This is a genomic window from Mycobacterium sp. pR1184 (genome assembly GCF_041287235.1).
Lineage (GTDB): Bacteria > Actinomycetota > Actinomycetes > Mycobacteriales > Mycobacteriaceae > Mycobacterium.
The window spans coordinates 93493-118615 of the sequence record NZ_JBGGKR010000005.1 but is presented as its reverse complement, the minus strand read 5'-3'; the positions used below and the strand labels follow the sequence as shown (position 1 = coordinate 118615).

Annotated in this window: 25 protein-coding genes; 13 read left to right on the top strand and 12 right to left on the bottom strand. The window is 66.0% G+C overall.

Annotation, left to right across the window (positions count from 1 at the left end):
• Positions 1–3 precede the first annotated feature (3 nt).
• Positions 4–1077: a sulfate ABC transporter substrate-binding protein gene (locus tag ACAG21_RS10795; RefSeq protein ID WP_370496034.1), complete on the bottom strand. Its 1074-nt coding sequence runs from the start codon at positions 1075–1077 to the stop codon at positions 4–6.
• A 175-nt stretch (positions 1078–1252) separates the two neighbouring features.
• Between ACAG21_RS10795 and ACAG21_RS10790 the strand changes: the two genes are divergently transcribed.
• Entirely contained in the window at positions 1253–2653 is a 1401-nt protein-coding gene (locus tag ACAG21_RS10790) for a DUF2252 domain-containing protein (RefSeq protein WP_370496033.1), read from the top strand.
• A gap of 36 nt (positions 2654–2689) precedes the next feature.
• On the opposite strand, the gene ACAG21_RS10785 is transcribed toward ACAG21_RS10790, so the two are convergent.
• Genes ACAG21_RS10785 through ACAG21_RS10775 form a run of 3 tightly spaced genes read right to left on the bottom strand, consistent with a single transcriptional unit; the run spans position 2690 to position 6742 of the window.
• Positions 2690–4252 carry a flavin-containing monooxygenase gene (locus ACAG21_RS10785; protein WP_370496032.1) on the bottom strand — a complete coding sequence of 521 codons (1563 nt, stop codon included), beginning with the start codon at positions 4250–4252 and terminating at the stop codon, positions 2690–2692.
• Positions 4249–6042 carry a flavin-containing monooxygenase gene (locus ACAG21_RS10780; RefSeq protein WP_370496031.1) on the bottom strand — a complete coding sequence of 598 codons (1794 nt, stop codon included), beginning with the start codon at positions 6040–6042 and terminating at the stop codon, positions 4249–4251. The genes ACAG21_RS10785 and ACAG21_RS10780 overlap by 4 nt, the downstream gene beginning before the upstream one ends.
• 52 nt (positions 6043–6094) lie before the next feature.
• On the bottom strand, positions 6095–6742 hold the full coding sequence (locus ACAG21_RS10775) for a TetR/AcrR family transcriptional regulator (protein ID WP_370496030.1): 648 nt from the start codon (positions 6740–6742) through the stop codon (positions 6095–6097).
• Between the two features lie 79 nt (positions 6743–6821).
• Between ACAG21_RS10775 and ACAG21_RS10770 the strand changes: the two genes are divergently transcribed.
• Positions 6822–7520: a trimeric intracellular cation channel family protein gene (locus ACAG21_RS10770; RefSeq protein ID WP_370496029.1), complete on the top strand. Its 699-nt coding sequence runs from the start codon at positions 6822–6824 to the stop codon at positions 7518–7520.
• The gene (locus ACAG21_RS10765) at positions 7517–8125 is read left to right on the top strand and encodes a TetR/AcrR family transcriptional regulator (RefSeq protein WP_370496028.1); all 609 of its coding nucleotides are present in this window, start codon (positions 7517–7519) and stop codon (positions 8123–8125) included. The genes ACAG21_RS10770 and ACAG21_RS10765 overlap by 4 nt, the downstream gene beginning before the upstream one ends.
• Here ACAG21_RS10765 and ACAG21_RS10760 read toward each other — a convergent pair.
• Both ACAG21_RS10760 and ACAG21_RS10755 read right to left on the bottom strand, forming a co-directional pair.
• Positions 8066–8566 (bottom strand): YkgB family protein, encoded by a 501-nt coding sequence (locus ACAG21_RS10760; RefSeq protein ID WP_370496027.1) that lies wholly within the window; start codon positions 8564–8566, stop codon positions 8066–8068. The two genes, ACAG21_RS10765 and ACAG21_RS10760, sit on opposite strands and share 60 nt — an antisense overlap.
• Before the next feature lie 65 nt (positions 8567–8631).
• Positions 8632–9108: an SRPBCC family protein gene (locus tag ACAG21_RS10755; RefSeq protein ID WP_370496026.1), complete on the bottom strand. Its 477-nt coding sequence runs from the start codon at positions 9106–9108 to the stop codon at positions 8632–8634.
• Between the two features lie 307 nt (positions 9109–9415).
• Between ACAG21_RS10755 and ACAG21_RS10750 the strand changes: the two genes are divergently transcribed.
• The 5 genes from ACAG21_RS10750 (at position 9416) to ACAG21_RS10730 (ending at position 16131) form a co-directional block, all read left to right on the top strand.
• Complete coding sequence (locus ACAG21_RS10750) at positions 9416–10492, top strand: hypothetical protein (protein WP_370496025.1); 1077 nt, start codon at positions 9416–9418, stop codon at positions 10490–10492.
• Between the two features lie 139 nt (positions 10493–10631).
• Positions 10632–12899 (top strand): heavy metal translocating P-type ATPase, encoded by a 2268-nt coding sequence (locus ACAG21_RS10745; protein ID WP_370496024.1) that lies wholly within the window; start codon positions 10632–10634, stop codon positions 12897–12899.
• Positions 12900–12942: 43 nt separating this feature from the next.
• Positions 12943–14325 carry an alpha/beta hydrolase gene (locus tag ACAG21_RS10740; RefSeq protein ID WP_370496023.1) on the top strand — a complete coding sequence of 461 codons (1383 nt, stop codon included), beginning with the start codon at positions 12943–12945 and terminating at the stop codon, positions 14323–14325.
• Between the two features lie 205 nt (positions 14326–14530).
• Positions 14531–15346, top strand: coding sequence for a polysaccharide deacetylase family protein (locus ACAG21_RS10735; protein ID WP_096283533.1), 816 nt, complete (start codon positions 14531–14533; stop codon positions 15344–15346).
• Between the two features lie 11 nt (positions 15347–15357).
• A complete protein-coding gene (locus ACAG21_RS10730; protein ID WP_370496021.1) occupies positions 15358–16131 on the top strand; it encodes an HD domain-containing protein in 774 nt (257 codons plus the stop codon).
• 57 nt (positions 16132–16188) lie between these two features.
• Here the strand turns inward: ACAG21_RS10730 and ACAG21_RS10725 are convergent, their stop codons facing one another.
• From ACAG21_RS10725 to ACAG21_RS10710, 4 genes are all read right to left on the bottom strand, one after another.
• A complete protein-coding gene (locus ACAG21_RS10725) occupies positions 16189–16800 on the bottom strand; it encodes a hypothetical protein (RefSeq protein ID WP_370496020.1) in 612 nt (203 codons plus the stop codon).
• A 39-nt stretch (positions 16801–16839) separates the two neighbouring features.
• Entirely contained in the window at positions 16840–17517 is a 678-nt protein-coding gene (locus ACAG21_RS10720; RefSeq protein WP_370496019.1) for a hypothetical protein, read from the bottom strand.
• Between the two features lie 34 nt (positions 17518–17551).
• Complete coding sequence (locus ACAG21_RS10715) at positions 17552–18424, bottom strand: pyridoxamine 5'-phosphate oxidase family protein (RefSeq protein ID WP_370496018.1); 873 nt, start codon at positions 18422–18424, stop codon at positions 17552–17554.
• Positions 18425–18504: 80 nt separating this feature from the next.
• Positions 18505–18957 carry a MarR family winged helix-turn-helix transcriptional regulator gene (locus ACAG21_RS10710; protein ID WP_370496017.1) on the bottom strand — a complete coding sequence of 151 codons (453 nt, stop codon included), beginning with the start codon at positions 18955–18957 and terminating at the stop codon, positions 18505–18507.
• Positions 18958–19032: 75 nt separating this feature from the next.
• Between ACAG21_RS10710 and ACAG21_RS10705 the strand changes: the two genes are divergently transcribed.
• A complete protein-coding gene (locus tag ACAG21_RS10705) occupies positions 19033–19977 on the top strand; it encodes a PHB depolymerase family esterase (protein WP_370496016.1) in 945 nt (314 codons plus the stop codon).
• A 7-nt stretch (positions 19978–19984) separates the two neighbouring features.
• Here the strand turns inward: ACAG21_RS10705 and ACAG21_RS10700 are convergent, their stop codons facing one another.
• A complete protein-coding gene (locus ACAG21_RS10700; RefSeq protein WP_370496014.1) occupies positions 19985–20599 on the bottom strand; it encodes a TetR/AcrR family transcriptional regulator in 615 nt (204 codons plus the stop codon).
• Positions 20600–20667: 68 nt separating this feature from the next.
• Between ACAG21_RS10700 and ACAG21_RS10695 the strand changes: the two genes are divergently transcribed.
• The 4 genes from ACAG21_RS10695 to fadD1 all read left to right on the top strand — a co-directional run bounded on the left by ACAG21_RS10695 (position 20668) and on the right by fadD1 (position 24525).
• Positions 20668–21498: an alpha/beta fold hydrolase gene (locus ACAG21_RS10695; protein WP_370496013.1), complete on the top strand. Its 831-nt coding sequence runs from the start codon at positions 20668–20670 to the stop codon at positions 21496–21498.
• Between the two features lie 41 nt (positions 21499–21539).
• Positions 21540–21977: a VOC family protein gene (locus tag ACAG21_RS10690; RefSeq protein WP_370496012.1), complete on the top strand. Its 438-nt coding sequence runs from the start codon at positions 21540–21542 to the stop codon at positions 21975–21977.
• A gap of 68 nt (positions 21978–22045) precedes the next feature.
• A complete protein-coding gene (locus ACAG21_RS10685) occupies positions 22046–22816 on the top strand; it encodes an SDR family NAD(P)-dependent oxidoreductase (RefSeq protein ID WP_370496011.1) in 771 nt (256 codons plus the stop codon).
• Between the two features lie 74 nt (positions 22817–22890).
• Positions 22891–24525 carry a fatty-acid--CoA ligase FadD1 gene (gene fadD1, locus ACAG21_RS10680; RefSeq protein WP_370496010.1) on the top strand — a complete coding sequence of 545 codons (1635 nt, stop codon included), beginning with the start codon at positions 22891–22893 and terminating at the stop codon, positions 24523–24525.
• Here fadD1 and ACAG21_RS10675 read toward each other — a convergent pair.
• Complete coding sequence (locus ACAG21_RS10675; RefSeq protein WP_370496009.1) at positions 24470–25117, bottom strand: MarR family transcriptional regulator; 648 nt, start codon at positions 25115–25117, stop codon at positions 24470–24472. The genes fadD1 and ACAG21_RS10675 overlap by 56 nt on opposite strands.
• Between the last annotated feature and the right edge of the window lie 6 nt (positions 25118–25123).

Here is a 25123-nt window from a genome sequence, read left to right as displayed (position 1 = left end):
TCGCTAGGTTCCCGACGCCGCGGCGGGCGGCGCCGAGATCGTGTCGAGAATTCCGTTGGTTCCGAAGAACTGCTCGCGCGCGTCGCTCCAGTCCTTGGCGATCTCGCCGATTCCGAAGAGCGCGAGCGGAGGCAGCCGGCCAGCGTGTTTGGCGAGGATTTCCGGCTTGAACGGCCGATACCCGAATTGCGCCGCTTGCTCTTGTGCGGCATCGGTGAACAAGTACTCCAGATAAGCCTTGGCATAAGTCGCGGTCTTGGGTTCGGCGAGGTTCGCGTCGACCCACGCCACCGCCGGCTCGGCCAGAATGCTGACCGGTGGGTAGACGACCTCGAGCTCGTCGGAGTTGGCGGCGACCTCGCGCAACGCTTCGTTCTCCCAAGTCAATTGGACGTCACCGATCTTGGCCAGGGTGAAGGTGTCGCTCGCCCCGCGCGCTCCGGTGTCGGATACCGCCACGTGCGACAGCAGCGACTTCACGTAGGCCTTCGCCTGGGCCGGGGTGCCGCCGCGGGTGGTCACCGATCCCCAGGCCGCCAGAACGCTCAACTGACCGTTGCCGGAGCTGCGCGGGTTCGGCGTCACCACCGATATTCCGGCATTGACCAGATCGGGCCAGTCATGAATGCCTCGCGGATTGCCCTTGCGGACAACAAAGACGACGGTCGACGTATAGGGCACCGAATTGTGCGGCAGCCGATGTTGCCAATCGGGCACGATCAGCCCGTGTTTGCTCAAGGTCTGGATGTCGCTGATCAACGCCAGCGACACCACGCTGGCCTTCTGACTACCATCGAGAACACTTCGTAATTGACGGCCCGAACCGCCGTGCGACTCTTTGATGTCCAGGGTGACACCGGTCTGTGCCCGATAGTGCGGGACGAACGCCTTATCGATCGCGGCGTACAGCTCGCGCGTGGGGTCATAGGAGACGTTGAGGATCTGATTGGATCCCGCCTCGGGAACGTTCTTGACCACGAGTGCGACCGTCGCGAAAACGAGGGCTATAACACCGAGGGCATTGAGCCGGCTAATGCGGGGAAGAAGACGCCTCAGCGGCGGACGCGCTTTCAGCATCCAGGCGTCCCCTCACACTGATCACCAGACCATCTGGTCTGGTGATCCAACATTTTTACGATGCTAACGATCGGGCCACCCGTTGACATCGTTGAGAATCAGCCTGAGATTAAGTTTGCTGGGTTTGACGATCCGACATCTATCGCGGCCACGACCCCCTACGTATGCTGAGCGCATGCCGCAACGGGTGTTGCGTGACCGCTTGATCGAACTCGAAGTTCCGGGCGAAGATGTGGCCCGCGGCCGGGCACTGCGCAAGACCGTCCCACGACGTTCCCTCGCGCAGCTGACTCCCTCGTCGCGATCCGCGACGGAAATTCTCGTCGCCCAAAATGCCGGACGGATAAGCGAACTCGTTCCGCTGCGGTTCGCCCGAATGCTCACCGACCCGTTCGCCTTTTACCGCGGTTCGGCGGCGGTCATGGCGGCCGATCTGGCCGCGAGCCCGTCGACCGGGATCGAAATCATGTGCTGCGGTGATGCGCACATCTCCAACTTCGGCCTGTATGCCGCCCCGCACCGCTCGATTGTCTTCGACCTGAACGACTTCGACGAGGCCGCGGTCGCCCCGGCCGAATGGGACGTCAAGCGCCTGATCACCAGCGCGGTCATCGGGGGCCGTCACGCCGGATACTCCGGCAAGGCCATCCGGCGTTGCGTCGAGCAGGCGCTGGTGGGTTACCAACGCAGCCTGGAGTCGATGCTCGAGGAGATGGACGTCCTGGAGCGGTACTACTTGCGGGTGGAGCCCGAGCACTACACCGGGACGATGTCCAAGGGCCTACAGGCGGTGATCCAGAAGACGATCTCACGGGCGCGTACCCGGACGTCGGCGCGAGTCTTCAAGCAAATCACCGAGATCGGGCCCGACGGGACACCGCGCCTGCGGGAGGCGCCGCCCGTGCTGCAACACGTCGACGAGGACGTCGAGGCCCCGCTGGTGGAGTCGATTCAGGAGTATCTGACCGCGGTGCCTGCCGACGTCGCGCTGTTGCTGTCGCACTTCCGGGTCACCGACGTCGCGCTACGCGTAGTTGGTGTCGGCAGCGTCGGGACCCGCTGCTACCTGGTCATCCTGGTGGGCCCGAACGACACGCCATTGATCCTGCAGATCAAGGAGGCCACCCGTTCAGTGCTCGACGAATACGGCGGGTGGCGTCAGCCGGAGAGCCTGACGGCGGCGATCGAAGCCCATGGCCAAGGGGTGCGCGTCACCGATGGGCAACTGATCCTGCAGGCCATGTCGGACGTGTTCCTCGGATCTACCCGCAAGGACGGCCGCGACTATTACGTCCGTCAGTTCCACGACATGAAGGGCACCATCGAGACCGACGGCATGTCGCCGTCCACCTTCACGGATTACGTCACCGCGTGCGCGGTGCTGTTGGCGCGGGCGCACGCGCAGAGCGCGAATGCCTCGATTCTGCGGGGCTACGTCGGCACCAGCGTTGCGGTGCACGAAGCGGTCGCCGAATGGTCGTACGCCTACGCCGATAAGTCGCTCGACGACTTTCATCAACTGCGCGCGGCGGCAGCGGCCGGCGAGATCGAGGTTGCCGAGGATCCCGCGCGATAGCGCCGGGTTCGGCGGCGCCAACAACGCCTACTGTGCCTAGCTGCCGGTGAATTGATCTGCGGTGTAATCGCTTTCGGCATCGGATAACCGTCTCGGAGCAACACCAGTACGGTGCAGCCAGTCGCGGGTTCGTAGCCTCCAGGTCCGGCGCGCGTACTCCAGTTCGGTGTACGGCCATTGCGTGACGATCCGGCCGGTGGGTGAGCGAAAGTAGCTTTCGCATTGAGTCCAGATGGTCCGCTCCAGGTCGGCCGAAAGTAGGTCGTTGTACCGCTTTTCGGCCTCGGGACGCACCTCGAGATAACCGCCGCGTCGCGCCAGCCGGGTGACCGCGCTGGCCACCAGCCGGGCGCCCGCCTCGAGGATGTAGACGATCGAGTTGCCACCCTGGTTGGTGTTGGGTCCGTACAGCATGAAGAAGTTCGGGAATCCGGCGACGGCCACGCCCAGGTAAGCGCTGGGGTCCTCACCCCAGCGTTCGTGCAGGCGCTGCCCGCCGGTTCCGACCACGTCAATGCCCGACAGATAGTGCGACGTCTCGAATCCGGTGGCCAGCACGATCGCGTCGGCGTCGACGACTCCGCCCGCGGTCGTGACGACGGATGTCTCGGTGATCCGGTCAATCGGGTCGGTGACGAGGGTGACGTTGTCTTGCTGCAGCGCCCGGTAGTAGTCGTCACCGAGCAACACGCGCTTACAGCGGAACGGATAGTCCGGCGTCAGGGCGCGCCGCAGCTGTTCGTCGGCCACGGTGCGCTCCAGGAAGGAGGTGGCGATCTGGGTGCGCGCGGCGACCACCGGGTCGTCGGCGAAGGTGGCGGTGTTGTCGTGCTGGAACTTCCAGATCTTCCAGCGGGTGCGCGGGACCGCGAATGGGTTGCGCCGGAACTGCGCCAATTCGGATGCGCTGTAAGGGCGGTCGTCTTTGGGAACCATCCACGGCGGAGTGCGCTGAAAGACCGTCACTTGTGCCGCGGCTTTCGCCAGTTCGGGAACGAGCTGTATCCCGCTGGCGCCGGTGCCGATCACCGCCACCTTCTTGCCCGCCACCGCGAAGTCGTGATCCCACTGCGCAGTGTGCATGACGAAGCCACGGAAATCGTTGAGGCCCATGATATCCGGCAGCTTCAACGAACCGAACAATCCGACGGCGCAGACCACCACGTCGGCGACCAACGTGCTGGCACGGCCACCTTGTTCCAGCCGGCACTCCCAGCTCCAGGTATCCGCATCCCATTCCACCGAGCGCACCTTGGTCTCGAGCCGCAGGTGACGGCGCAGGTCGAAGTCGTCGGCCACCGACTCCAGATAGGCGAGAATTTCGGGCTGCCGAGCGTAGGTCCGGCTCCAGGATTTGTTGGGCGCGAACGAAAACGAGTATAGGTGGCTTTGGATATCGCAGGCGGCACCCGGATAGGTGTTGCGGCGCCAGGTGCCGCCGACGCCGTCGCCGGCCTCGATGATCACCAGGTCGTCGATGCCGGCCCGGCGCAGCGCCACCGCCGCGCCCAGCCCGCCGAATCCCGCGCCGATGATCGCCACCCTGGGTGAGCGTCGCCGCCGGGTCGCCGCGCGGGCCCGGCCGAGCAGGTACTTCACCAGCCGGCTCGGCGAATGTCGAGACCCGACAGATCGCCCTGTGCCCGCCAGGCCTGAAGGATGTCGGCGTATTCCGTTGGCGTGCCGAAGAAGAAGCTGCCCTGCCGGGTTTTGGCGTCCGCCTTGCCCTCGCGGTTGTAATAGCCGGGTGTGCACGTCCTGGCGCGCTCGGCGGTCGCGGTCGAGCGCGCGACCACCGCGTCGACCCACGCGGCTTCGGCGGCGGGCGATGCCTCGACCTCGGTGGCGTCGTGCTCGAGGGCCCACGCGATGATCCAGGCGGCGTGGGTGGCCTGCACGTCAAGCAAGTATGGGAAATTCACCGTCAATCCCGCCTGCGAGATGCTTTCGATGAAGCAATTCGGAAAACCGTTGGCGCACAGGCCCTGGAAGGTGCGCACGCCGTCGCTCCAGCGCTCGGTCAGACTCACGCCGTCCCGTCCGATCAGCTCGAAGCCGGTGCGCCGGCTGTAATCGGTGCCGACTTCGAAGCCCGTGGCGAAGATCAGGCAGTCCAGCTCGTAGGTCACGCCGTCGACGACAACGCCGGACTCGGTGATGTGCTCCACCCCGAGACCGCGAGTATCGACCAGCGTCACGTTGTCCCGATTGAACGTTTGCAGGTAGTCGTCGTGGAAGCAGGGACGCTTGCAGAAATAGCCGTACCAGGGTTTGAGCGCCTCGGCGGTGGCGCGGTCGGTGACGATCGCGTCGACCCGGGCACGGATTTCTTCCATCTTGGCGAAGTCCGCGAGCTCGATATCGCGGCCACGCTGCTCCGGGTCCGCCGACCCGTCTCCGTCGTGGCGCATCACCGGCAGCTTGCGGGTGATGCTCGTCCAGGCATCGGCAACAAGATCCTCGGGCGCCTGCCCGCCCGCGGTCAGGATCTGAAAGTTCTGGATGCGCCGACGTTGCCAACCCGGCTGTAATGTGCTGACCCACTGCGGATCCGTGGCCGCGTTGGCACGCACATCCACCGATGAGGGGGTGCGCTGGAAGACGTACAGTTGCTGCGCGGCGGCACCCAGATGAGGCACGCATTGGACCGCGGTTGCGCCGGTGCCGATGATGCCGGCGCGCAGCCCGGCCAGGTTCTCCAGCTCCTCGCCGGTGTAGCCGTAATCCCAGCGGCTGGTGTGAAATGTGTGGCCGCGAAACGATCCGAGGCCGGCAATGCCCGGCAGTTTGGGTTTGGCTTGATAACCGTTGGCCATCGAGACGAACTTGGCCCGCATCTCGTCGCCCCGGTCGGTGCGAATGATCCAACGGGATTCGCCTGACTCCCAACGTATCTCCAGCACCTCGGTGCGCAGGCACGCGTCGCGGTACAGGTCGTATTCTTCCGCGATGCGCTGGCAGTGCGCAAAGATCTCGGCGCCTTTGGCGTATTTCTCCGCCGGGATGTAGCCGAGTTCCTCCAGCAGCGGGATGTAGACGTAGGACTCGACATCGCAGGCGATCCCCGGATACCGGTTCCAGTACCAGGTGCCGCCGACGTCGGCCGCCCGGTCGATCAGCCGGACGCTTTTCACGCCGAGTTCGCGCAGCCGCACCCCGGTCAGTAGCCCGCCGAAGCCGGCTCCCACGATCGCCACATCGACCTCGTCGGTGCGCGGCTCACGGGTGAATTCCCCGTCCACCCAGGGATCTTCGGCGAAATGGGCGAATTCGCCGGCGATCTCCACGTACTGGTCGATCCCGTCGGGCCGCAACCGGCGCGCGCGTTCCTCGGCATACTTGCGCCGCAGCGCATCGACGTCGAATGCGTACTCAACAGTTTCGGTCAAGTCCCGACTCCGCTCTTCGTGCGTCGACTCTATAATCAATCGCTTGATCGTATCAAGGATTCGTCGGTGACTCCTCGAACAAAGCACCTCTGACCAGCACCTTCGCCGAACTCAAAGCGGCGTGATAGTCCTCCGGCGCGAGGGTGGCCGCGAGCTCCGTCAGGCCATAGATCAGCGCGTAGATCGCCGCGACCACCGCCCGCGAATCCGGCTGATCACCCAATTCGCCGCGCTGACGGGCGTCCTCGACGACGCCCTCGATGATCTCGCGGAACGCCTCGAACCCCGGGTTTCTCGGTTTCCCGCGGACCTTCGGCCGCAGCGGCGCCGCAACGGATTCCGACCGGATCGCGAACTCGAACGCGGCCAGGTCTGGATACTCACGCATCAATTGGCCGGATTCGTCGAGCACCGCTTCGATCCGGTCGACGATGTTGCCCGGTCCTTGCGCGGCCCGGCGCAGCCGGGGCATGGCCGTGTCGGTTCTGGCCGCGACGGCCGCCTTGATCAGTTCGGACTTGTTCGGAAAGTAGTTGTACAGGCTGGCGCTGGTCATGTCGGCCATCCGGGCGATCTCGCGGATCGTTGCCTTGGCGTAGCCCACCTGCGCCACCGATTTCATCGTCGCGACGATGATGCGGCGGCGGGTCTCTTCGCCGCTGGCACCGACAGGGCGACCCAGCTGGGTCTTCGCTCGCATGGTTGCCCACCCTTCGACCGCGGGCGCAGTACAACGTCGAATATATTTGACCGACCGATGAATCCGGAGGTGAGCGGCCGTGAACCTCGCGTTGGGGGAGTTCTCGCGCGCTATCGACTTGGCCGGCGTATTCGTCAACGCCGTACTCGGTGGCGTCGTGGCGCGCGAATTCCGCATGGACCCTGTGGGATTCGTAGCGCTCGCGATTCTGTCGGGACTCGGCGGCGGCTTAATCCGAGACACGCTGTTGCAGCACGGGCCGCCGGTGGCATTGACGGACACCCTTTACGTGGTGGTTGCGCTGGCGGGAGCAGCGGTCGCATTCTTGATACCGCTGCGAGCGCGGCTGTGGTCGCTGACCTATCCAGTCGTGGACGCGCTGGCGCTGGGCACCTGGGCGGTGGCGGGTGCGGAGAAGACATTGGCAGCCGGATTGTCTTGGCTCCCAGCAATTTTGCTCGGCACCATCAGTGCTGTCGGCGGTGGGGCGCTGCGAGACCTGGCGGTGAACCGCACTCCGGCCATCTTCGGCGGTAATACGCTCTACGCGACACCCGCGGTGGCGGCCAGTGGCACCGTGGTGCTGCTCTCCCGTTACGGTCACGCTCCGCTGGGGGAACTGGCCGGAATCGCCGTCGGCTCGGGCCTGTGTCTGCTGGCCCGATGGCGGGGCTGGCGGCTTTCAGAGAGTTTTACCACCGATTACTACCTGACACGGCGGAAGCGGACCTGGCGCATCCGGATCGGCAGACGAGCGCGCCGACCCGACGACCGGTGACTCAGCTCGGGCGCCCGGTGGGCGCGGACAGCGACGAGACCCGCCGCCGGATCATCACCGCCGCGATGCGCTGCGTCGCCGAGGTCGGCTACTCGCGAGCGTCCATTCGCGAGATCGCCCGAGCCGCCAAGATGACCAGCGGCAGCCTGTATCACTACTTTCCGACCAAGTCCGAACTGCTCACCGCAACCGGCGAGGAGATCGAGGCGATCGTCGCGCCGCGACTGCGGGCGGCCGCCGCGCGGCACGAAAACATCATCGACCGGCTCGACGCGGTGCTCGACGAGTCGACGGGCCTGGTTCGCGACTATCCCTATCTGACCGGATTTTTGCGAGCACTGCGCGCCGCCGGCACAACGAGGTCGCCCGGATCCAAGGCGTTGCACGACGTCGTGTTCGAGATCATCGACGACGCCCGGCAACGCGGGACACTGTCCGGCGACACCGACACCCGGTCGACGGTCGAAGCGATCTGCGCGCTGACCCGGGGGCTCTCGGAGCAGGCGGACAGCTTGGCGCCGCGGACCTACCGCGCCGCGGTCGTTTCAGCCAAAAGCCTTGTCCGGGGAACGCTGTTCACGCAACGCGTCGCCGAGCGTCCATAGCGCCACCCCGATCAGCACCAGGTCCTTCAGCAGGAACTGGCCCGGCAGTGCCGACAGCACGGGCAGGCCGGCGGCGTGTGTCGAGACCACGCCGGGTGTGGTGAACAGAAAGCTCAAGGTTCCCAGGAACAGCACCACCGCTAGGGCACTGCCGGCCGCGGATACCCGCGGCCATACCGGACGCAACGCAATCAGAAGGGCGGCAACGATTTCCATCGTCCCCAGCCCGTGGGCCACAGTCGTGACGCTGAATACGTCGTAGACCCAGCTCATCAGCGGGTTGTGTTCGATCAGCACCCGGGATTCCATCTTCACGTACTTGCCGAACCCGATCCAAGCCAGCACGACGACCAACCCGTAGCGACTGATCAGGTGGCCCAACCGAATCAGTGACTCCGAGAGGTGGCTCGTTGCTGCGAGGGGGGCGGCGGTGCGGGTCATCGATTGGCGTCCTTCGGTGAGGGGCTGGTCTTCCGAAGGAACCACGATTCAGGCCACGATGGCGTTCACGATGTCCCGGCATAGCGGTCGCGCAGCTTGGCCAACGTCGCTTCGATGCCGGACGCGTTGCCCTTCACAAATCCCATCCGCTCGTAATACTTCAGGCTGTTCTTGATCGGACCCGCGTCTCGATAGTCGAAGGTCTCGGTGACCCTGGTCAGAGTTGGCGAGAGCGCCTCGAATTCCCAACGCCAGCTGTGTCCCACCGGGTGTCGCCATTCGACTACTTCGTTCGGCTTCAGCTTGGTCATCGTGCTGGTGATGCGGTAGGGCACCCCGAACATCTTCATCTTGGTCGAAAACCGGGACCCGACAACCATTTCGGACGGGGTGGAGATGTTGTCGCAAACCGTGCCCGAACCGTCGAGCTCGCAGTGGCGCCTGGGATCGGCCGCGAAGGCGTACAGCTCCGAGGCCGGGGCGGCCACTTCGACCGATCGGCTCACTTGTCGGGGTCCTGCGTCGACAACGGTGACAGTCATGATGTCTCTTTCCGCCTAGCCGGAAGCCTAAACCCGCCTGGTCTCGTAGTCCCGGGATGTGGGGGTCCCCAGTGAACGGGGGTCGGTGGGTGAGAGATCCGATGCCGGTCCGCCCACCAGAGTGAGGTCCTCGACGAGAAGCCGGCCGGGCAAACCCGACGACCTCGCTGCGGTCACCGCGATCCTGCCCTGCGAGGAGCCCGAGTGGATCCACCGGCCAGGCGTGGTACACCACGGAGGATCGCATCCGCGGCAATGCTGCTCAACTGCCCATCGCCCAACTAATTCCCAGGTAGAGTCGCCCGCCATGGGCGTCCTGCGCTTCATCTGGCAACGCGTGCTGGCATTCGATCGGATCGGATCGCGCATCCCCCAGCTGATCCAGATTTGGCTCACCGAGTTTTTCTTCGTGATGCCGTTGACGTTCTTCATCGGCAAAGTCATCGACATCCGTGGGGCATTCGGTGTGCCCGGAACGGGCGATCGGCTCGACGGGGTGTTTTGGGGCGCGCTGGTGGTTTCGGTGATCTTCGGATTCTTCTTCGTGCGCTCCCTGGTTAAACCCCGGGTGGTGGAGGGCTCGTGGACTCCGACGGTGCACGCCGACATCGGGGGGATGACCATCTACGGCGGTAACCGCGCGTGGACCGTGACTTACCCATTCCTGACCAGTCACCCGTCGTACGCATTGCTGCTGTTGATCACCGCGCCGATCCCTGCGGTGATGCTGGCCGCGACCACCAATCAGGGTGACAGCACCTTCTATTGGCGGGTCTGCGGCATCGTCGGCCTGGTCATCCTTGGCTGCATGGCACTGGCCCGTGTCTTGGCGTGGTACGTCTTTCGCCTCGGACGCAACAAACTCGATGCGCGGCTGGAGGGCTTGCCGATCTCACAACGCCGGCTCGGCTGGGAGATCGCGTGGAAACCGGTGCTGGTGTTGCTGCTGATGATGTACGCGATCGTCTGTATCCCGCTGGGCGCCATGTGGTTCAAAGAACAACGCACGATCGCCGCGCTGCCCGTCGTGACCGTCGCCGATACCGACCACCCGGGCGCGTACCGGCGGGTAAAGGGCACCGTGGCGTCCCAGCCCGTCTACTGGGCGCCGCGAGGCACCGGCCGCGGCGGCAACAACTACGCGGGCGCCGGGGTGCTGGTCACCCTGGCCTCCGGTGGCGAGGCGCTCCTGCTCGCCGAATCACTGTCGGTGCCCGACTTCAAGGGCATGATGGCCGGCGTCCGCGACGGCCGGCTGACGGCCAGCGGCAAGGTGATCGACGCCGTCACCGACATCCAGCGCAAGTACTACGGCTTCGATCTCAGCGCCTTCCCCGAGGCGCCGGCGGAGGGCCGGGTCATGCTGTTGTTGTCGCAGCCGTAGCGGACGGATGCCCCACCACCGCCAACGCGCGCCGACCAGGCAGAATCTCACAGTGACACGGTCTTGACGTCAATACCCCTTGGGGGTATATACGTGAGTATGGCTTGAATACCCCGGCGGGGTACAGGGAAGGAGCGTCATGACCACGAGTGCGGTCAGCAACCTGGAGCTGGACATCACCGGGATGACGTGTGCCTCCTGCGCGGCCAGGCTGGAAAAGGCGCTGAACAAACTCGACGGCGTGACGGCGACCGTGAACTTCGCCCTGGAGCGAGCGTCGGTCACTGTTCCGGTCGGATACGACCCGCAGTCGCTGGTGGCCGAGGTCGAGAAGGCCGGCTACACCGCCGTCATGCCGCAGTCACACGCGGAACCCGCCGGCAACGACCGCGAGCTGGCTTCGCTGCGTAACCGGCTGATCGCGGCGATCGTGCTGGCCACCCCGGTGATCGCGATGGCGATGATCCCGGCATGGGAGTTTCGCAACTGGCAGTGGGCATCGCTGGCCCTGGCTGCGCCGGTGGTGCTGTGGGCGGGTTGGCCGTTTCATGCCGCCGCCTGGGCGAACCTCAAGCACGGCGCCGCGACGATGGACACGCTGGTGTCGATCGGGACCCTGTCGGCGTTCCTGTGGTCGTTGTATGCCCTGTTCCTCGGGACGGCCGGCCACCCGCACCTGCATCACGGCTTCTCGCTGACTGTCACGCCGAGCAGTGGCGCCGGCGACATCTATCTCGAAGTGGCCGCGGGTGTGACGCTGTTCGTTCTGGCCGGCCGCTACTTCGAGACCCGCTCCAAGCGGCGGGCCGGCGCGGCGCTGCGCGCCCTGCTGGAGCTCGGCGCCAAGGACGTCGCGGTGCTGCGTCCCGATTTTCTGCGACCCGACGGTGCGGGCATCGAGATCCGCGTCCCCGTCGAGCAGCTCAAGGTCGGCGACGAGTTCGTCGTGCGTCCCGGCGAGAAGATCGCGACCGACGGGGTCGTCATCTTCGGATCGTCAGCCGTCGACGCCTCGATGCTGACCGGCGAGTCGGTGCCGATCGAGGTGGGCGAGGGCGACGTCGTCACCGGCGCCACCGTCAACGCCGGCGGACGTCTGGTCGTGCGCGCCACCGTGGTCGGCGAAGACACCCAGCTCGCGCGGATAGCCCGGCTGGTGGCAGCCGCGCAATCGGGCAAGGCCAAGGTCCAGCGGCTCGCGGACCGGGTGTCCGCGGTCTTCGTGCCGATCGTCATCGCGATCGCCGTCGTCACCCTGGTGGCGTGGCTCGTCGCCGGATTCCCCGTCGCCGCGGCGTTCGCGGCCGCGGTCGCGGTGCTGATCATCGCCTGCCCGTGCGCCCTGGGCCTGGCCACGCCGACCGCGCTGTTGGTCGGCACGGGTCGCGCCGCCCAACTCGGCGTGCTGATCAAGGGGCCCGAGGTGCTGGAGTCCACCCGCAAGGTCGACACCATCGTGCTCGACAAGACCGGCACCGTGACCACCGGCAGGATGACGCTGGTCGACGTCATCGCGGCGCCTGGCACCGACCGCGCCGCACTGCTGCGCTATGCGGGAGCGCTCGAGGACGCCTCCGAGCACCCGGTAGCCCAAGCGATCGCCAAGGCCGCCGCCACGGAACTGGGCTCGCTTCCGGCGCCCGAGGGCTTCACGAACGTTCAAGGCAAAGGCGTGCACGGCGTTGTCGACGGCCATGCCGTCGTGGTTGGCCGTGAGAGCCTGCTCGCCGATTGGGCGCAGTACCTCGACCCCGCCCTTCGCCAGGCCAAACTTCGCGCCGAGAGCGAAGGCAAGACCGCCGTCGCCGTGGGCTGGGACGGCAGCCCCCGCGGGATCCTGGTGATCGCCGACACCGTCAAGCCCACCAGCGCCGAGGCCATCCGGCAGTTCAAGCAGCTTGGGCTGACCCCGGTCCTGCTGACCGGGGACAACCAGATCGTGGCCGACCGCATCGCCGGAGAGCTGCGGATCGCGCACGTCATCGCCGAGGTGCTGCCCGCCGACAAGGTCGCAGTCGTGCAGCGTCTGCAGTCCGACGGCAAGGTCGTCGCGATGGTCGGCGACGGGGTCAACGATGCCGCGGCCCTGGCCACCGCCGACCTGGGTATCGCGATGGGAACCGGCACGGACGTGGCGATCGAGGCCGCCGACCTGACGCTGGTCCGCGGCGACCTGCGGGCCGCCGTCGACGCGATCCGGCTCTCCCGCAAGACGCTGGCCACGATCAGGATGAACCTGTTCTGGGCCTTCGGTTACAACGTGGCCGCGATCCCGCTGGCCGCGCTGGGCCTGCTCAACCCGATGCTCGCGGGTGCCGCGATGGCTTTTTCCAGCGTCTTTGTCGTCGGCAACAGCCTGCGGCTGCGCTCTTTCACGAGCACGATCCGTTCGGGCGATATGGGATAGTTGGTCTGGCCTACCGGGTTCCATAGCTTTAAGGTCTGCACGTTTGCCCCAATTCCTCGGACAACTGTCGTTGCTGCACGGCTGGCTGCCCCTCGCGACGCAAGCACTCGCGCTGCTGGTGGCGCTGATCGTGATCGACTGGCGCAGGCCGGGCTGGCTGCGGCGGGCGCTGCCGGTGGCACTGGTCGTCGCGGCCGCGGTGGCCGCGCTGGCCTACTGGTATATCGCATCGCTCGGGGTGGCCGGCGACCCGGCACCCAAGTCGTTGTGGCTGTGGATCGCACTGAGCGGATTGACCGCCGCAGTGTTGGTGCTGGGCTGGAAAGGCGCCCGCTGGTGGCGGCGCGGACTCGCGTTCCTGTCGGTCCCGCTGTGTGTGTTGTGCGCGGGCATGTCCTTGAACCTCTGGGTTGGCTACTTCCCCACCGTGCTCGCCGCGTGGAATCAGCTGACGTCCGAGCCGCTTCCCGATCAGATCGACCGGCTGCAGGTCACCGCGATGCAGGTCGCCGGCACCAAGCCGGACAAGGGTGTGGTCGTGCCGGTCAACATCGACTCCAACGCATCCCACTTCCCGCACCGCCAGGAACTCGTCTACCTGCCTCCGGCGTGGTTCAACACCAACCCGCCGCCCCGGCTCCCGACGGTCATGATGCTCGGCTCGGCATTCAATCTGCCTCGCGACTGGCTGGGGCCCGGCGGTGCCTTCACCGCCATCGACGGCTTCGCTGCCCGCCATCACGGTTTCGCCCCGGTCTTCGTGTTCCCCGACCCCACCGGCGCGTTCGACAACGACACCGAGTGCGTCAACGGAAGCCGCGGCAACGCCGCGGATCACCTGACCAAAGATGTGGTGCCATTCATGGTGTCGAACTTCGGCGTCAGCGCCGAGCGGGCGAACTGGGGTGTTGCCGGGTGGTCGATGGGCGGTACCTGCGCCGTCACCCTGGCCGTCATGCATCCGGAATTGTTCAGCGCCTTCGTCGACATCGCCGGCGACTTCCGGCCCAACATCGGCAGCAACGACCAAACCATCGCCGAGTTGTTCGGCGGCAACACCGCCGCCTGGACCGACTACGACCCGCTCACCGTGATGACCCGGCACGGCCGCTACACCGGGCTATCGGGATGGTTCGACATCCCCTCCCCGCCCGGTGGGCACGGCGTCGCGCATGGGGCCAACCCCGCCCTGGTGAGTACCGCCGCGGCTAATCCGGAGGGCCAGGACGCGGCCGCCCACGCGCTGTGCACGATCGCCGAGGCAAACGGCATCAACTGCGCGGTGGTGACCCAACCAGGCAAACACGACTGGCCGTTCGCCGCCGAGGCATTCGATGCATCGTTGCCCTGGCTGGCCGCCACCCTGGGAACCCCGAATGTCGAGCCGGTGCCGTTACCGCAACGCGGTAGCGGGCAGCCGAACTGATCCGATAGCGCGTCGTGACCGCCCCGTGACCTTCGCAGCTCCGCGCCATTTTTCCCCGGGAATTCACAGCTGACCCTCCCGTCCCGAAACGGACATATTTGGGCTGGTAGTGGTACGGTTCGCTCCTGTGGATGCGGAGTTTGGCAGGAGAGGTGATCGGTACGTCCGGTCGCCTCGTCGCCACAGCACCGCAAACGAATCAGAGATGAAGCGCCGCCGTTTCCTCGGCTCGCTCGCCGCGGCTACGGTCGCCGCAGTCGGTGCAGCACGGCTGATCGTCGATCCGCAACCGCGAACCTTTGCCCAGGTGCCCCTGGATTCGATGCCCACCCCCGGGCCCGCGGCGCCATCACCGGCAGGCTTGTTGCCGCCACCCCCGCTGAGTGCGCGGATCCCGTTACCGGGCGGCGGCGCATTGATGAAGCTCCCCGGCGACGGCGACCTGCTCGCGCTGACCCTCGATGACGGCGTGAACAGCGACGTGGTGCGCGCCTACACGCAGCTCGCCAAGGACACCGGCGTGCGAATGACGTTTTTCGTCAACGGGATCTACAACTCGTGGACCGACAACCTGGATCTGCTGCGACCGCTGGTGGAGTCCGGGCAGATCCAGCTCGGCAACCACACCTGGTCGCATCCGGACTTGACGACCGTGCCGCAGAGCAAGATCGAAGAAGAGCTCAAGCGCAACGACGAGTTCCTGAAGAAGACCTACGGCGTCGGGGCCAAACCGTATTACCGGCCACCGTATGGCAAACACAACGCCGCCGTCGACGCCGTGGCGAACGAGCTCGGTTACACCGTGCCGACCCTGTGGTCAGGATCGTTGTCGGACTCCACCTTGATCACCGAGGAGTACATCCTCAAGATGATCGACGAGTACTTCGTCCCGCAGTCCATCGTGATCGGCCACCTCAACCACCTGCCTGTCACGCATGTGTATCCGCAACTCATCGACACGATCCGTGATCGAAACTTGCGTACCGTCACGCTCAATGACGTGTTCTTGAGAACACCTTAGCGACAACACGATTGACCGCGACTGTGCCCGATCCGCAGCGGCTTGGCGGGCTCGGCTGGGCGCGTCGCACCGGCGGCCGGCTGTCTGGAGCGCAGCGGCGCCGTCTGCTGCTCGCGGCCGCGGTGGGCCAATGGACCAACGCGGTGGGCCGGGTCAAGCTGGCGCTGGGCCGAATTCCGGAGGCGGCCACGCGCGTCGATCTGAACACAGTGCGGGTACCAGATTCCAGGTTCGCGCGCGAGGCCGAAGAGGCGTGCGCGGAATTGCCGCCGACGCTGCTGGGCCACTCCTACCGCACCTGGCTGTTCGGGCATGCCCTCGCGGCGGTCGACGGCTGCGAACTCGACGACGAACTCTTCTATTGCGGCGCGCTGCTGCATGACTACGGCATCGTAAAGCCAACGCCGGAGCGCGATTTCACACTCGGCAGCGCCGACCGGATGTTCGCCTGCGCACAGGTGGCAGGCGTGGATGACCAGCGCGCGGACCTGCTGGCCGACGGCATCTGCGTGCATACGACACCGGGCATCACGGTCGACGTCGACGGGGCGATGGGCTGTTACCTGCAGTGGGGCGCGATGGTCGACGGCGCCGGGCTGCGCATTTGGGACATCGCTGCGGGCAACGTTGCCGAGGTGTTGCGACGGTACCCGCGAGGCGATTTCAAACGCGAACTCGTGGGCATGATGCGTGCCGAGGCAGCGGCGGTGCCGCACGGACGCTTTGGGCTTCTGGTCCGCTGTGGATTGCCGTTGGCGGTGCGGATAGCGCCATTCGACTCCTGAGGTCACCGGGGGTGATGATTGCGCCAATCGCCGTCCCGCCTCGCTTGGACCCAAAAGTCACCAGGACGCGCATCGTTTACTCCCATCCATCGCTGCCTCAGCGTTGGCCCTAATCGTGTTCAGGGTGGCGCGCATAATGTGCGCGACGAAGGGCCGGATCAGCCACCAATACCGCCGGAAGTGTCGCCGTGCAGCGGGATCTGTTGTGGCAGTGCGGCATTGGTAACTAAGTAGGGTGTGGCTTTCCCCGTAAGGTGCCACCGAGAAGTTAGCCCCGATTTTCGCCCACCCGGGTTCGGCGAAGGTGGTGAAATCTGCCAGCGTGACGTCACGCCATTCGATCACCGGCTGCCAGAATTTTCCGATCGCGCCGAACGCGAATTCGCGGTTCGGCCGTTCGCCCAGCACCAGCCAGCCGGGCAGTCTGTTCTCGCCAATCACCAAGCGGGGTGGTGTGGGCGCGGCCCGACCCGACAAGCGGGCCGGTAAGTTCCGGATCCACATCGACGCCACCAGCAGTGGCGTGCGCACGGTCAGCAGGTCCAAGGCTCTCGCGGCCCGGTAAGTCGTCGCCGGGTCAGCGGCTACGACAACGTGCTCGTCGAGCATCGCGTCGAAAGCCGGAACCGCCGATTCGATCATCATGCGTTCGGCGCCCATGGTTGACATGGAGCGATTGTCGATTCGGCCCGGGCCCGCGGCCTAGGGTCACTTGTCCTCTTCCCGAGGGACACTGGGCACCGCGGTGGACTCGGCGCGCTGCTTGATGCCGAGCATCATCTTGCGGACCATCGCGAAGTGCAGCGGCTCCCCCACCGTGTAGTCGATGACCGCGCCGAATGCGCGAAGCAGCCCGGAGCCTCGCGGGGCCAGCACCCGCAACCATCCGGTGTCCCGCTCGCGAACGAGCAGGCGGGTGCGGTTGTCATTCGTCGGCACGAGGGCGAACGCCCAGGTCCCGATGACCAGAGCACGCTGGGGCTCGAGAACCGTCACCGCACTGCCGATGCGCACCGAGCCGATCGACCCGGTGTCGATCCGGTCGCCGACGCGCAGGTCCTGAAGTTCGGGGTGGATGCGGGTCGCGGAATGCCGCCCGTCGATGTAATGCACGGTTCCCGCGAACACCCAGCGCTCTACCCAGTCGTAGCTGTAGAAGCCCGCTCGGTGATCACCCATCTGCACCAGCCATGGCCAGATTTGCCTCGGCGCAGCATTGATCGTCACGGCCTTGGTGTGATGGCTCATGACATCCCCGACGATGTCGTCGCCGGGCAAGCGCATCGTTCTTTCGGAAGCTGTTGCGCCCCAATCCAACTGCGCCGGCCGGATCAACAGGTCGTAGCCGACCAGCCCGATAACCGCAGCAGCGACCCCCCACCTCATTGCGGGACAGCCGGCCGGACAGCGGTTTTCATCGCTACGCCTCGGTCTGCGGCAAGCCGTGTTCGGTCGCGGTGTGGGGCGTGATCACGATGTATGCCGGCCGCGACTGAGCGTAATACCGCATTCGCAGTGGCCACAGACCGATGTGACTGAGCTCAACCCCCGCGAATCGCGGTCGCAGGTAGTAGCGCCAGGCGATCCGGGCCAACACCTCCGGCGGTGGCATGGCGAGGACCGCCCGGGCGCTTGCCTGCACCAGAAGACGACTGCCTTTGTCACCGCCTTCGCCACCGAGTAAGAGGGCCACCCGGGACGTAGCAGCCAGATTGCGCGCGGTCCAAGACGACGCCGAGGTTGTCGCGTAAAGCCGACCTTGATGGGGAACAAACCAGAGCGGTACCGCGAACGCCGTGCCCTTGCGTGATCGGGTTGCCAGCACCATGACTCGCGATTTGCCCACCACCGATTGGAGTTTCGGGGAGTCCAGAGCGGGGCCGTCCTCCTGTTCGGCTGCGGCCGAAACCGCTGCGGGTTGCCGATCCGGGGTTCCGGGCGGATCCGGTACCTCGCGAAGCGCGCCGTAATCCCACGCGACGATCCGATCGGGGGCGACCCGATAGGTGTCATTGCCTAAGGCCCGGGCTGTCCCTCTGATCGTGAGCGAGCGCAGTCGAAACCATTGGGGCCCGTCGTCGGCGACCACCACGACGGGCCGATCGGTGAGGTCTGCGCTGCCGGCGGGCAGCTGCACGATGCGCGTCGATGACGCTGGATCGAGCGGCTCCTCGAGAGTGACGTGCACCGGAAGCAAAAGGATATCGCCCTTGTCGACGGCGGCTAACGCAGCGCGTGGCGGAGAAAGCGCCAGATCGGCAACGGCGTCCACGTCGACATCACGGACTATCACAATCGCCGCCCTCTCATTGAACGGGCCCCGATTCGACAGTATGACGGCAGCGCGGCTCTACGGCAGGAGTTCACCGGCCGTCAGTTCGAGCCGGATTCCGCCGACAACAGCATCACCAACGTCTCGCGAAATTCGCCCAGTCGCTGCTTACCCAGCACCTGTTGCCATCGCCGCTCCAATTCGATTGCGTGGGAACGCATTACCTGAAGAGCCTGTCGACCGCGCGGGGTCAGCTCGATTGTTCGGGCGCGCGCGTCGGCCGGGTCCGGTACCCGGGTGACGTATCCGTGCCGCTCCAGGGCAGCTACCGCCTGGGCCACCGCCTGCCGGCTCACCCTGAGCCGCTCGGCCAAGGCCGACGCATGAAGTCCGCCCAGCGCCAGTGGTACCAAGGCGACCGCTTGCGCGGGCCGGATCCCGTCAAGACCAGCCGCGGCGAACGCCGCTCGCAACTGCGGTGCCCCGGACGCGGCAACCAGATTCACCAGCGCCGGAACGGTCGGTTGCCATTCGCCCTCCACAACACGTCGCATGACAAGGAGTGTGCCATTCGCGGCCAGATTGACAAGTTACTTGTCAAAGAGGCCCGCGGGTGCCACGATGGCGTCATGCAATCCGGTTACCTCCGCGCTTTGCGCGTGTGCGTCCTCGGGACTTTGATCGCCGTGCTCGCCGGCTGTGTGGGTGGCGGACATGCGTTGGGAACACCGGGTTCTCAGTCGATCCCGGTCGGGCAATCCACCCAGAGTATCGAGTCGGGTGGGGTCAGCAGGACCTTCCACGTCTATCGGCCGCAAGGCCTGACCGATCCGGTTGCGCTGGTGGTGATGCTGCACGGCGGCTTCGGCAACGGCGCGCAGGCCGAGCGCTCCTATCACTGGGACGACGCGGCCAACGGTGGTCATTTCCTGGTTGCCTACCCCGACGGTCTCAACCGTGCTTGGAATGCCGGCACCTGCTGTGGCCAACCCCAGCGCGATAACGTCGACGACGTCGGATTTCTCACCGCGATGGTCAGCGCCATCGCGCAGGAGATCCCGATCGATCGTGCCCGCGTCTACGTCACCGGCATGTCGAACGGGGCGATGATGGCGCTGCGGCTGGGCTGCCAGACCGATACCTTCGCCGCGATCGCTCCCGTCGCAGGGACCCTGCTGACAGATTGTGGCGCGGCCCGGCCGACGTCGGTTCTGCAGATCCACGGCACCGCCGACGACCTGGTGCCGTACAACGGTGGCCCCGGCAAAACATTTGGCGCCGGTGGAATTCCACGGGTGAACGGACCTTCGGCGGAGGCGGTCAATGCCACCTGGCGAGCGATCGACGGCTGCGCCGCGCCGACGTCGACGACGGCCGGGGACGTGACGACTCAAACGGCCGGATGCGCGGACGGGCGGACCGTGGAGTTGATCTCGGTGGCCGGCGCGGGACATCAGTGGCCCGGCGGCGAGCCGAGTCCACTTGCCGAGCGGGTCGGCGGCATTCCGGCACCGTCCACCGCGCTCGACGCCACCGGCACCATCTGGCAGTTCTTCACCCAGAGCCACCGCTGAACACTCGTCACCGCGTCGGGTCGTGCAGCATCCCGTCGATCAATCGGTGGAGTACCTGGCGGGTTTCGCGCCGGGCGCGCTTGGGGTCGTCGGACGTGGCGATGGCCATCGCTGCCTCGTCGAGCGCGCCAATCAACACGTGCGCCAACGGCCGGGTCGGCTGGCGCGCCAGCTGGCCCGCCTTGATGGCCTCGGCCAGCATCTGTTCGGTCATCCCCAGGCTGTATCGCTGAGCCACGTCGCGGAATCCCGCCCAGCCCAGCACGCTGGGCGCGTCCAGCAGGATCAGCTGCCGGACCTCGGGATCGCCGGACACCTCCAGCCAGGCATCGACGGCGGCGCGGATCGCGTCGGCAGGTGTCGTCGCACCGGACGTGGCCACGATGGTGGCCATCCGGGCCATCACGTCTTGTTCCACCACTTCGACGACTTCTGCGAATAGTGCTGCCTTGTCAGCGAATTGGTGATACATCGCGCCGCGGGTGACACCGGCGGTCGCGGCGATCTCCGGCGTGCCCACTTCGGCGTAGCCCCGCTCGCCCCACAGGCGTCGGGCAGCCGAGATCAGCGCCTCGCGGGTCGCCGCGGAGCGCTCCTCCTGAGTCCGTCTCTTGCTTTCCATACAACCTGTTGGTAACTTACGAACAGACAGCCTGTTTGTAAATGCACATCTCTGAGTAGGAGTTATCCATGTCGACGATCGACATTAGTGCCGGGACCATCCATTACGAAGCAACCGGACCCGAAAATGGCAGGCCAGTCGTCTTTGTCCACGGCTACATGATGGGCCGAGAACTGTGGCGCCGGGTCAGCGAGAAGCTCGCCGCGCGCGGGCTGCGGTGCATCGCCCCGACCTGGCCGCTCGGCGCGCATCCGGAGCCGCTGCGGCCGGGGGCCGACCGGACTATCTATGGTGTGGCCCGCATGGTCGCCGACGTGCTGGCCGCGCTCGACCTCGAAGACGTGGTGCTGGTCGGTAACGACACCGGCGGGGTTGTGACGCAACTCGTCGCGGTGCACCACCCCGAGCGGCTCGGCGCGCTAGTGCTGACGAGTTGTGATGCGTTCGAACACTTTCCGCCGCCGATCCTCAAACCGGTGATCTTGGCGGCCAAGTCGAAGACGACGTTCAAAGCGGTGGCCCAGGCAATGCGGGTACCGGCGGCGCGCAAGCGCGCGTTTGACGGCCTGGCGCATCGCAACATCGACGATCTCACCGAGATCTGGGTGCGCCCCGGGCTATCCGATCCCGGCATCGTCGAAGACCTGCGCCAGTTTTCACTCTCGCTGCGTACCGAGGTGACCACGGGCGTCGCGGCCCGGCTACCGGAATTCGACAAGCCCACGTTGATCGCGTGGTCGGGTGACGACACGTTCTTCGAACTCGCCGACGGCGAAAAGCTGGCCGCCGCTATCCCGAACGCCCGGCTTGAGGTCATCGATGGCGCCCGGACGTTTTCGATGGTGGACCAACCCGACCGGCTGGCCGATCTGCTGTCCACGATTGCGGTGCGTGCCTAGGGCCGGGCGGCCCGCACGCAGCTTCTCGTAGCGTGTTACGCATGGCCATCAAATTTGAGAACGTCGGCATCGCCGTTCACGACCTGGAGGCGACGATCTCCTTTTTCACCGATCTCGGTCTCACGGTCGTCGGCCGTGACACGGTCCGCGGTGCGTGGGCAGACACCGCCGTCGGGCTCGATGGCAACCACGCCAACATTGCGATGCTGCAGACGCCGGACGGTCACGGTCGCCTTGAGCTTTTCGAGTACATCCACCCAACAGCGATCGCCTCGAAGCCCACGCTTCCCAACGAAATTGGTATGCACCGGGTGGCCTTCTCAGTCGACGACATCGACCAAGCCCTTGAGATAGCCGCGCGGCACGGATGCCGCCCGCTTCGCGGCGTGGCGACATATGAGGACACCTACAAGCTCACGTACCTCCGCGGCCCCAGCGGCATCATCGTGATGCTCGCCGAGGAGCTGGAGCAGGACTGACGTCCCGCCGACGCGCTGCGCGTCAGGCGGTGTGCGGGCCGTTGCGCTGGCCGTATAGCGTTTCGGCCATGTCAGAGTCGACACAGGTGCTCAAGGGCCGACGAATCCTGGTGACGGGCGGGGCGACCGGAATCGGTGCGGCCGCCGTTGAAGTTCTCACCGCGGCGGGGGCTGACGTCGCCGCGACCTACCACAAGACGCCGCCGCCCGAGGGCCTCATCGCCAACTGGATGCAGTGCGATGTGCGCGACGCCGACGCCGTCTCGGCGATGGTCCAACAATCCGCCGAGCACCTTGGCGGCCTCGATGTCCTGGTCAACGCAGCCGGGCTCTGGCAAGCGGGGATACCCGGCTACGTCGGCGCCGAGGACATTTCGTTCCTGTTGGACACCAACGTCAAGGCGACCATCCTCACCAATCAGGCGGCCTATGCCGTGATGAAGGAGCAGAATCCCAAGGGCGGCAGGATCATCAACTTCGGATCCTCCGAAGCCATTATGGGCAGCCCGATTTCGGCCGTCTACGCCGCGACCAAGGGAGCCGTGCAGGCCTGGACGCGATCGGCGGCCAAGGCCTGGGCCTCCGACAACATCACCGTCAACTCGCTGGCGCCCGCGGTACAGACGGCGGGTGCCGAGCGGCTGCGCGAATTCCTCGGGCCGGACGCCGCCGCGCTGATCGACCAGCAGATGCAAATGATGATTCCCCTCGGGGGGACCTTGGGAGATCCGGTGCGCGACCTCGGCCCGATGCTGGTGTTCCTGGCCGGCCCGGGGTCGGGCTTCATCACCGGGCAGCTGCTGGCCGTCGACGGCGGCCTGATGATGGTGGGCGGGTAAGAGGCCGCCGCCGGTTTATCGACCCGCTAAGATAAGACGGACCGTCTCGTCTCGCAAGGTGAAGGTGAATCTCGATGGCTGACGACACCATGCAGGCGTTCCTGCGCCGCCGCCTGTCGGATCCGAACGTCGCCGTCAAACACCGTGATCTGCAATGGAGTTGGGCTGAGCACCTGCAGCAGGCCACCGCGCGGGCCGCGGCCCTGATCGGTGCTGCCGACCCGCAGCGGCCACTGCATGTCGGTGCGCTGCTGGGCAACACCCCCGAGATGGTCAACCAGATGGCGGCCGCCGGGCTGGGCGGGTATGTACTGTGCGGACTGAACAACACCCGCCGCGGTGCGGCGCTGGCCGCCGACGTCCGGCGGGCCGACTGCCAGTTCGTCGTGACCGACGCCGAGCACCGGTCACTGCTGGACGGCCTGGACCTCGAGGGCACGCGGATCTTCGACATCTCGACGCCGCAATGGACCGAATTCGTCGGAGCAGCGGGCGAACTGGTTCCGTATCGGGAAGTCGGCGCGACGGACCCGTTCATGATGATCTTCACCTCGGGTACGAGCGGAAATCCCAAGGCAGTTCAGGTCTCTCACCTGATGGCGATGTTCGCCGGCACCAATCTGGTCCAGCGGTTCGCCCTCACCGAACAGGACACCTGCTATGTGTCGATGCCGTTGTTCCACTCCAACGCGGTCGTCGCCGGCTGGGCACCCGCGGTCTGTTCCGGCGCCGCGATCGTCCCCGCGAGGTTTTCAGCGACCAGCTTCCTCGACGACGTTCGCCACCACGGTGCGACCTACATGAACTACGTCGGCAAGCCGCTGGCCTACATCCTGGCCACGCCCGAGCGTGACGACGACGCCGACAACCCGCTGCGGGTGGCGTTCGGCAACGAAGCCAACGACAAGGACATCGAAGAGTTCGGCCGCCGCTTCGGGGTTCAGGTGGAGGACGGCTTCGGCTCGACCGAGAACGCGGTCATCGTGATTCGCGAAGAAGGTACGCCGAAGGGCTCGATCGGCAAGGGCATCGACGGGGTCGCGATCTACAACAGCGACACCATCACCGAGTGTGCGGTCGCGCGCTTCGACGCCAGCGGCGCGCTGACCAATGCCGACGAGGCGGTGGGCGAGCTGGTCAACACCGCGGGATCGGGCTTCTTCACCGGTTACTACAACGACCCCGCCGCGAACGCCGAACGGATGCGCCACGGCATGTACTGGTCCGGGGACCTCGCGTACCGCGACGCCGACGGATGGATCTACCTCGCCGGTCGCACGGCGGACTGGATGCGGGTCGACGGCGAGAACATGGCCGCCGCCCCGATCGAGCGAATCCTGCTGCGCCACAATGCGATCAATCGTGTCGCGGTGTACGCCGTGCCGGATGGTCACGTCGGCGATCAGGTGATGGCCGCGGTGGTGCTGAACGAGGGCCGGACGCTTGAGCCCGAGGAATTCGAAGACTTCCTGGACCAGCAACCCGACCTGTCTCCCAAGGCGCGGCCGCGTTATGTGCGGATCGCCACCGACCTGCCCAGCACCGCCACGCACAAGGTTCTCAAACGCCAATTGATCGCCCAGGGAACGGCGATCGGCGCGGACGAAACACTGTGGGTACGCGAGGCGCGCGGTACGGCCTACCGGGACGCGGCTAGTTCCTTGGTGCCCGACGGCGGATCTGCCCCTTCGCCCGTGGCACCCGCTTAACGGGGTCTCTGCTTGTGCCGCTGGCGATCTCGTCGCGCAGCTGCGCGATGTTGGAGATCTCCGCATACAACCCGCGAATCGCGTAGTCCAGCACGGCGAACGAGAAGCGCTGGTCGGGATCGTCGGTGATGCCGAGTTCGCGGGAACGCTGTCGCGACCACAGTGCCTCGTCGAGGCGGGCCCGGGTGGCTTCCAGATGCCGATCCAGCGTGTCGACGACTCGCTCGGGATCCTCGCCCCGCGCGAGCCAGGTCCGCAAGATGACCGGGTGCTTGATGACCACCTGATCGTCGCCCGGGAAGTGTTGGACCCATCGGCGAAGAGCATCGAGCCCGGAATCGGTGGTCTCGTACAACGTGATCGCGCGCTTGCCGGATTGCGTGGCAATTTCGCTGACCATCCCCCACTCCAGCAACCGATTCAGTTCGCGTCGCACGTGACTGACCGAGGGTGACCAATAGAAGTGGCCCACCGTCAGCTCGGCGCGCATCTTGATCTCACCGGCGGTCAGTTGTTCGTCGTTTGCCGCCAGCACGCCCAGCACCAGGTAGGCCGTTACCGGTAGGCCGTTGGTGCTGCGCCGGGGACTCACGACTGG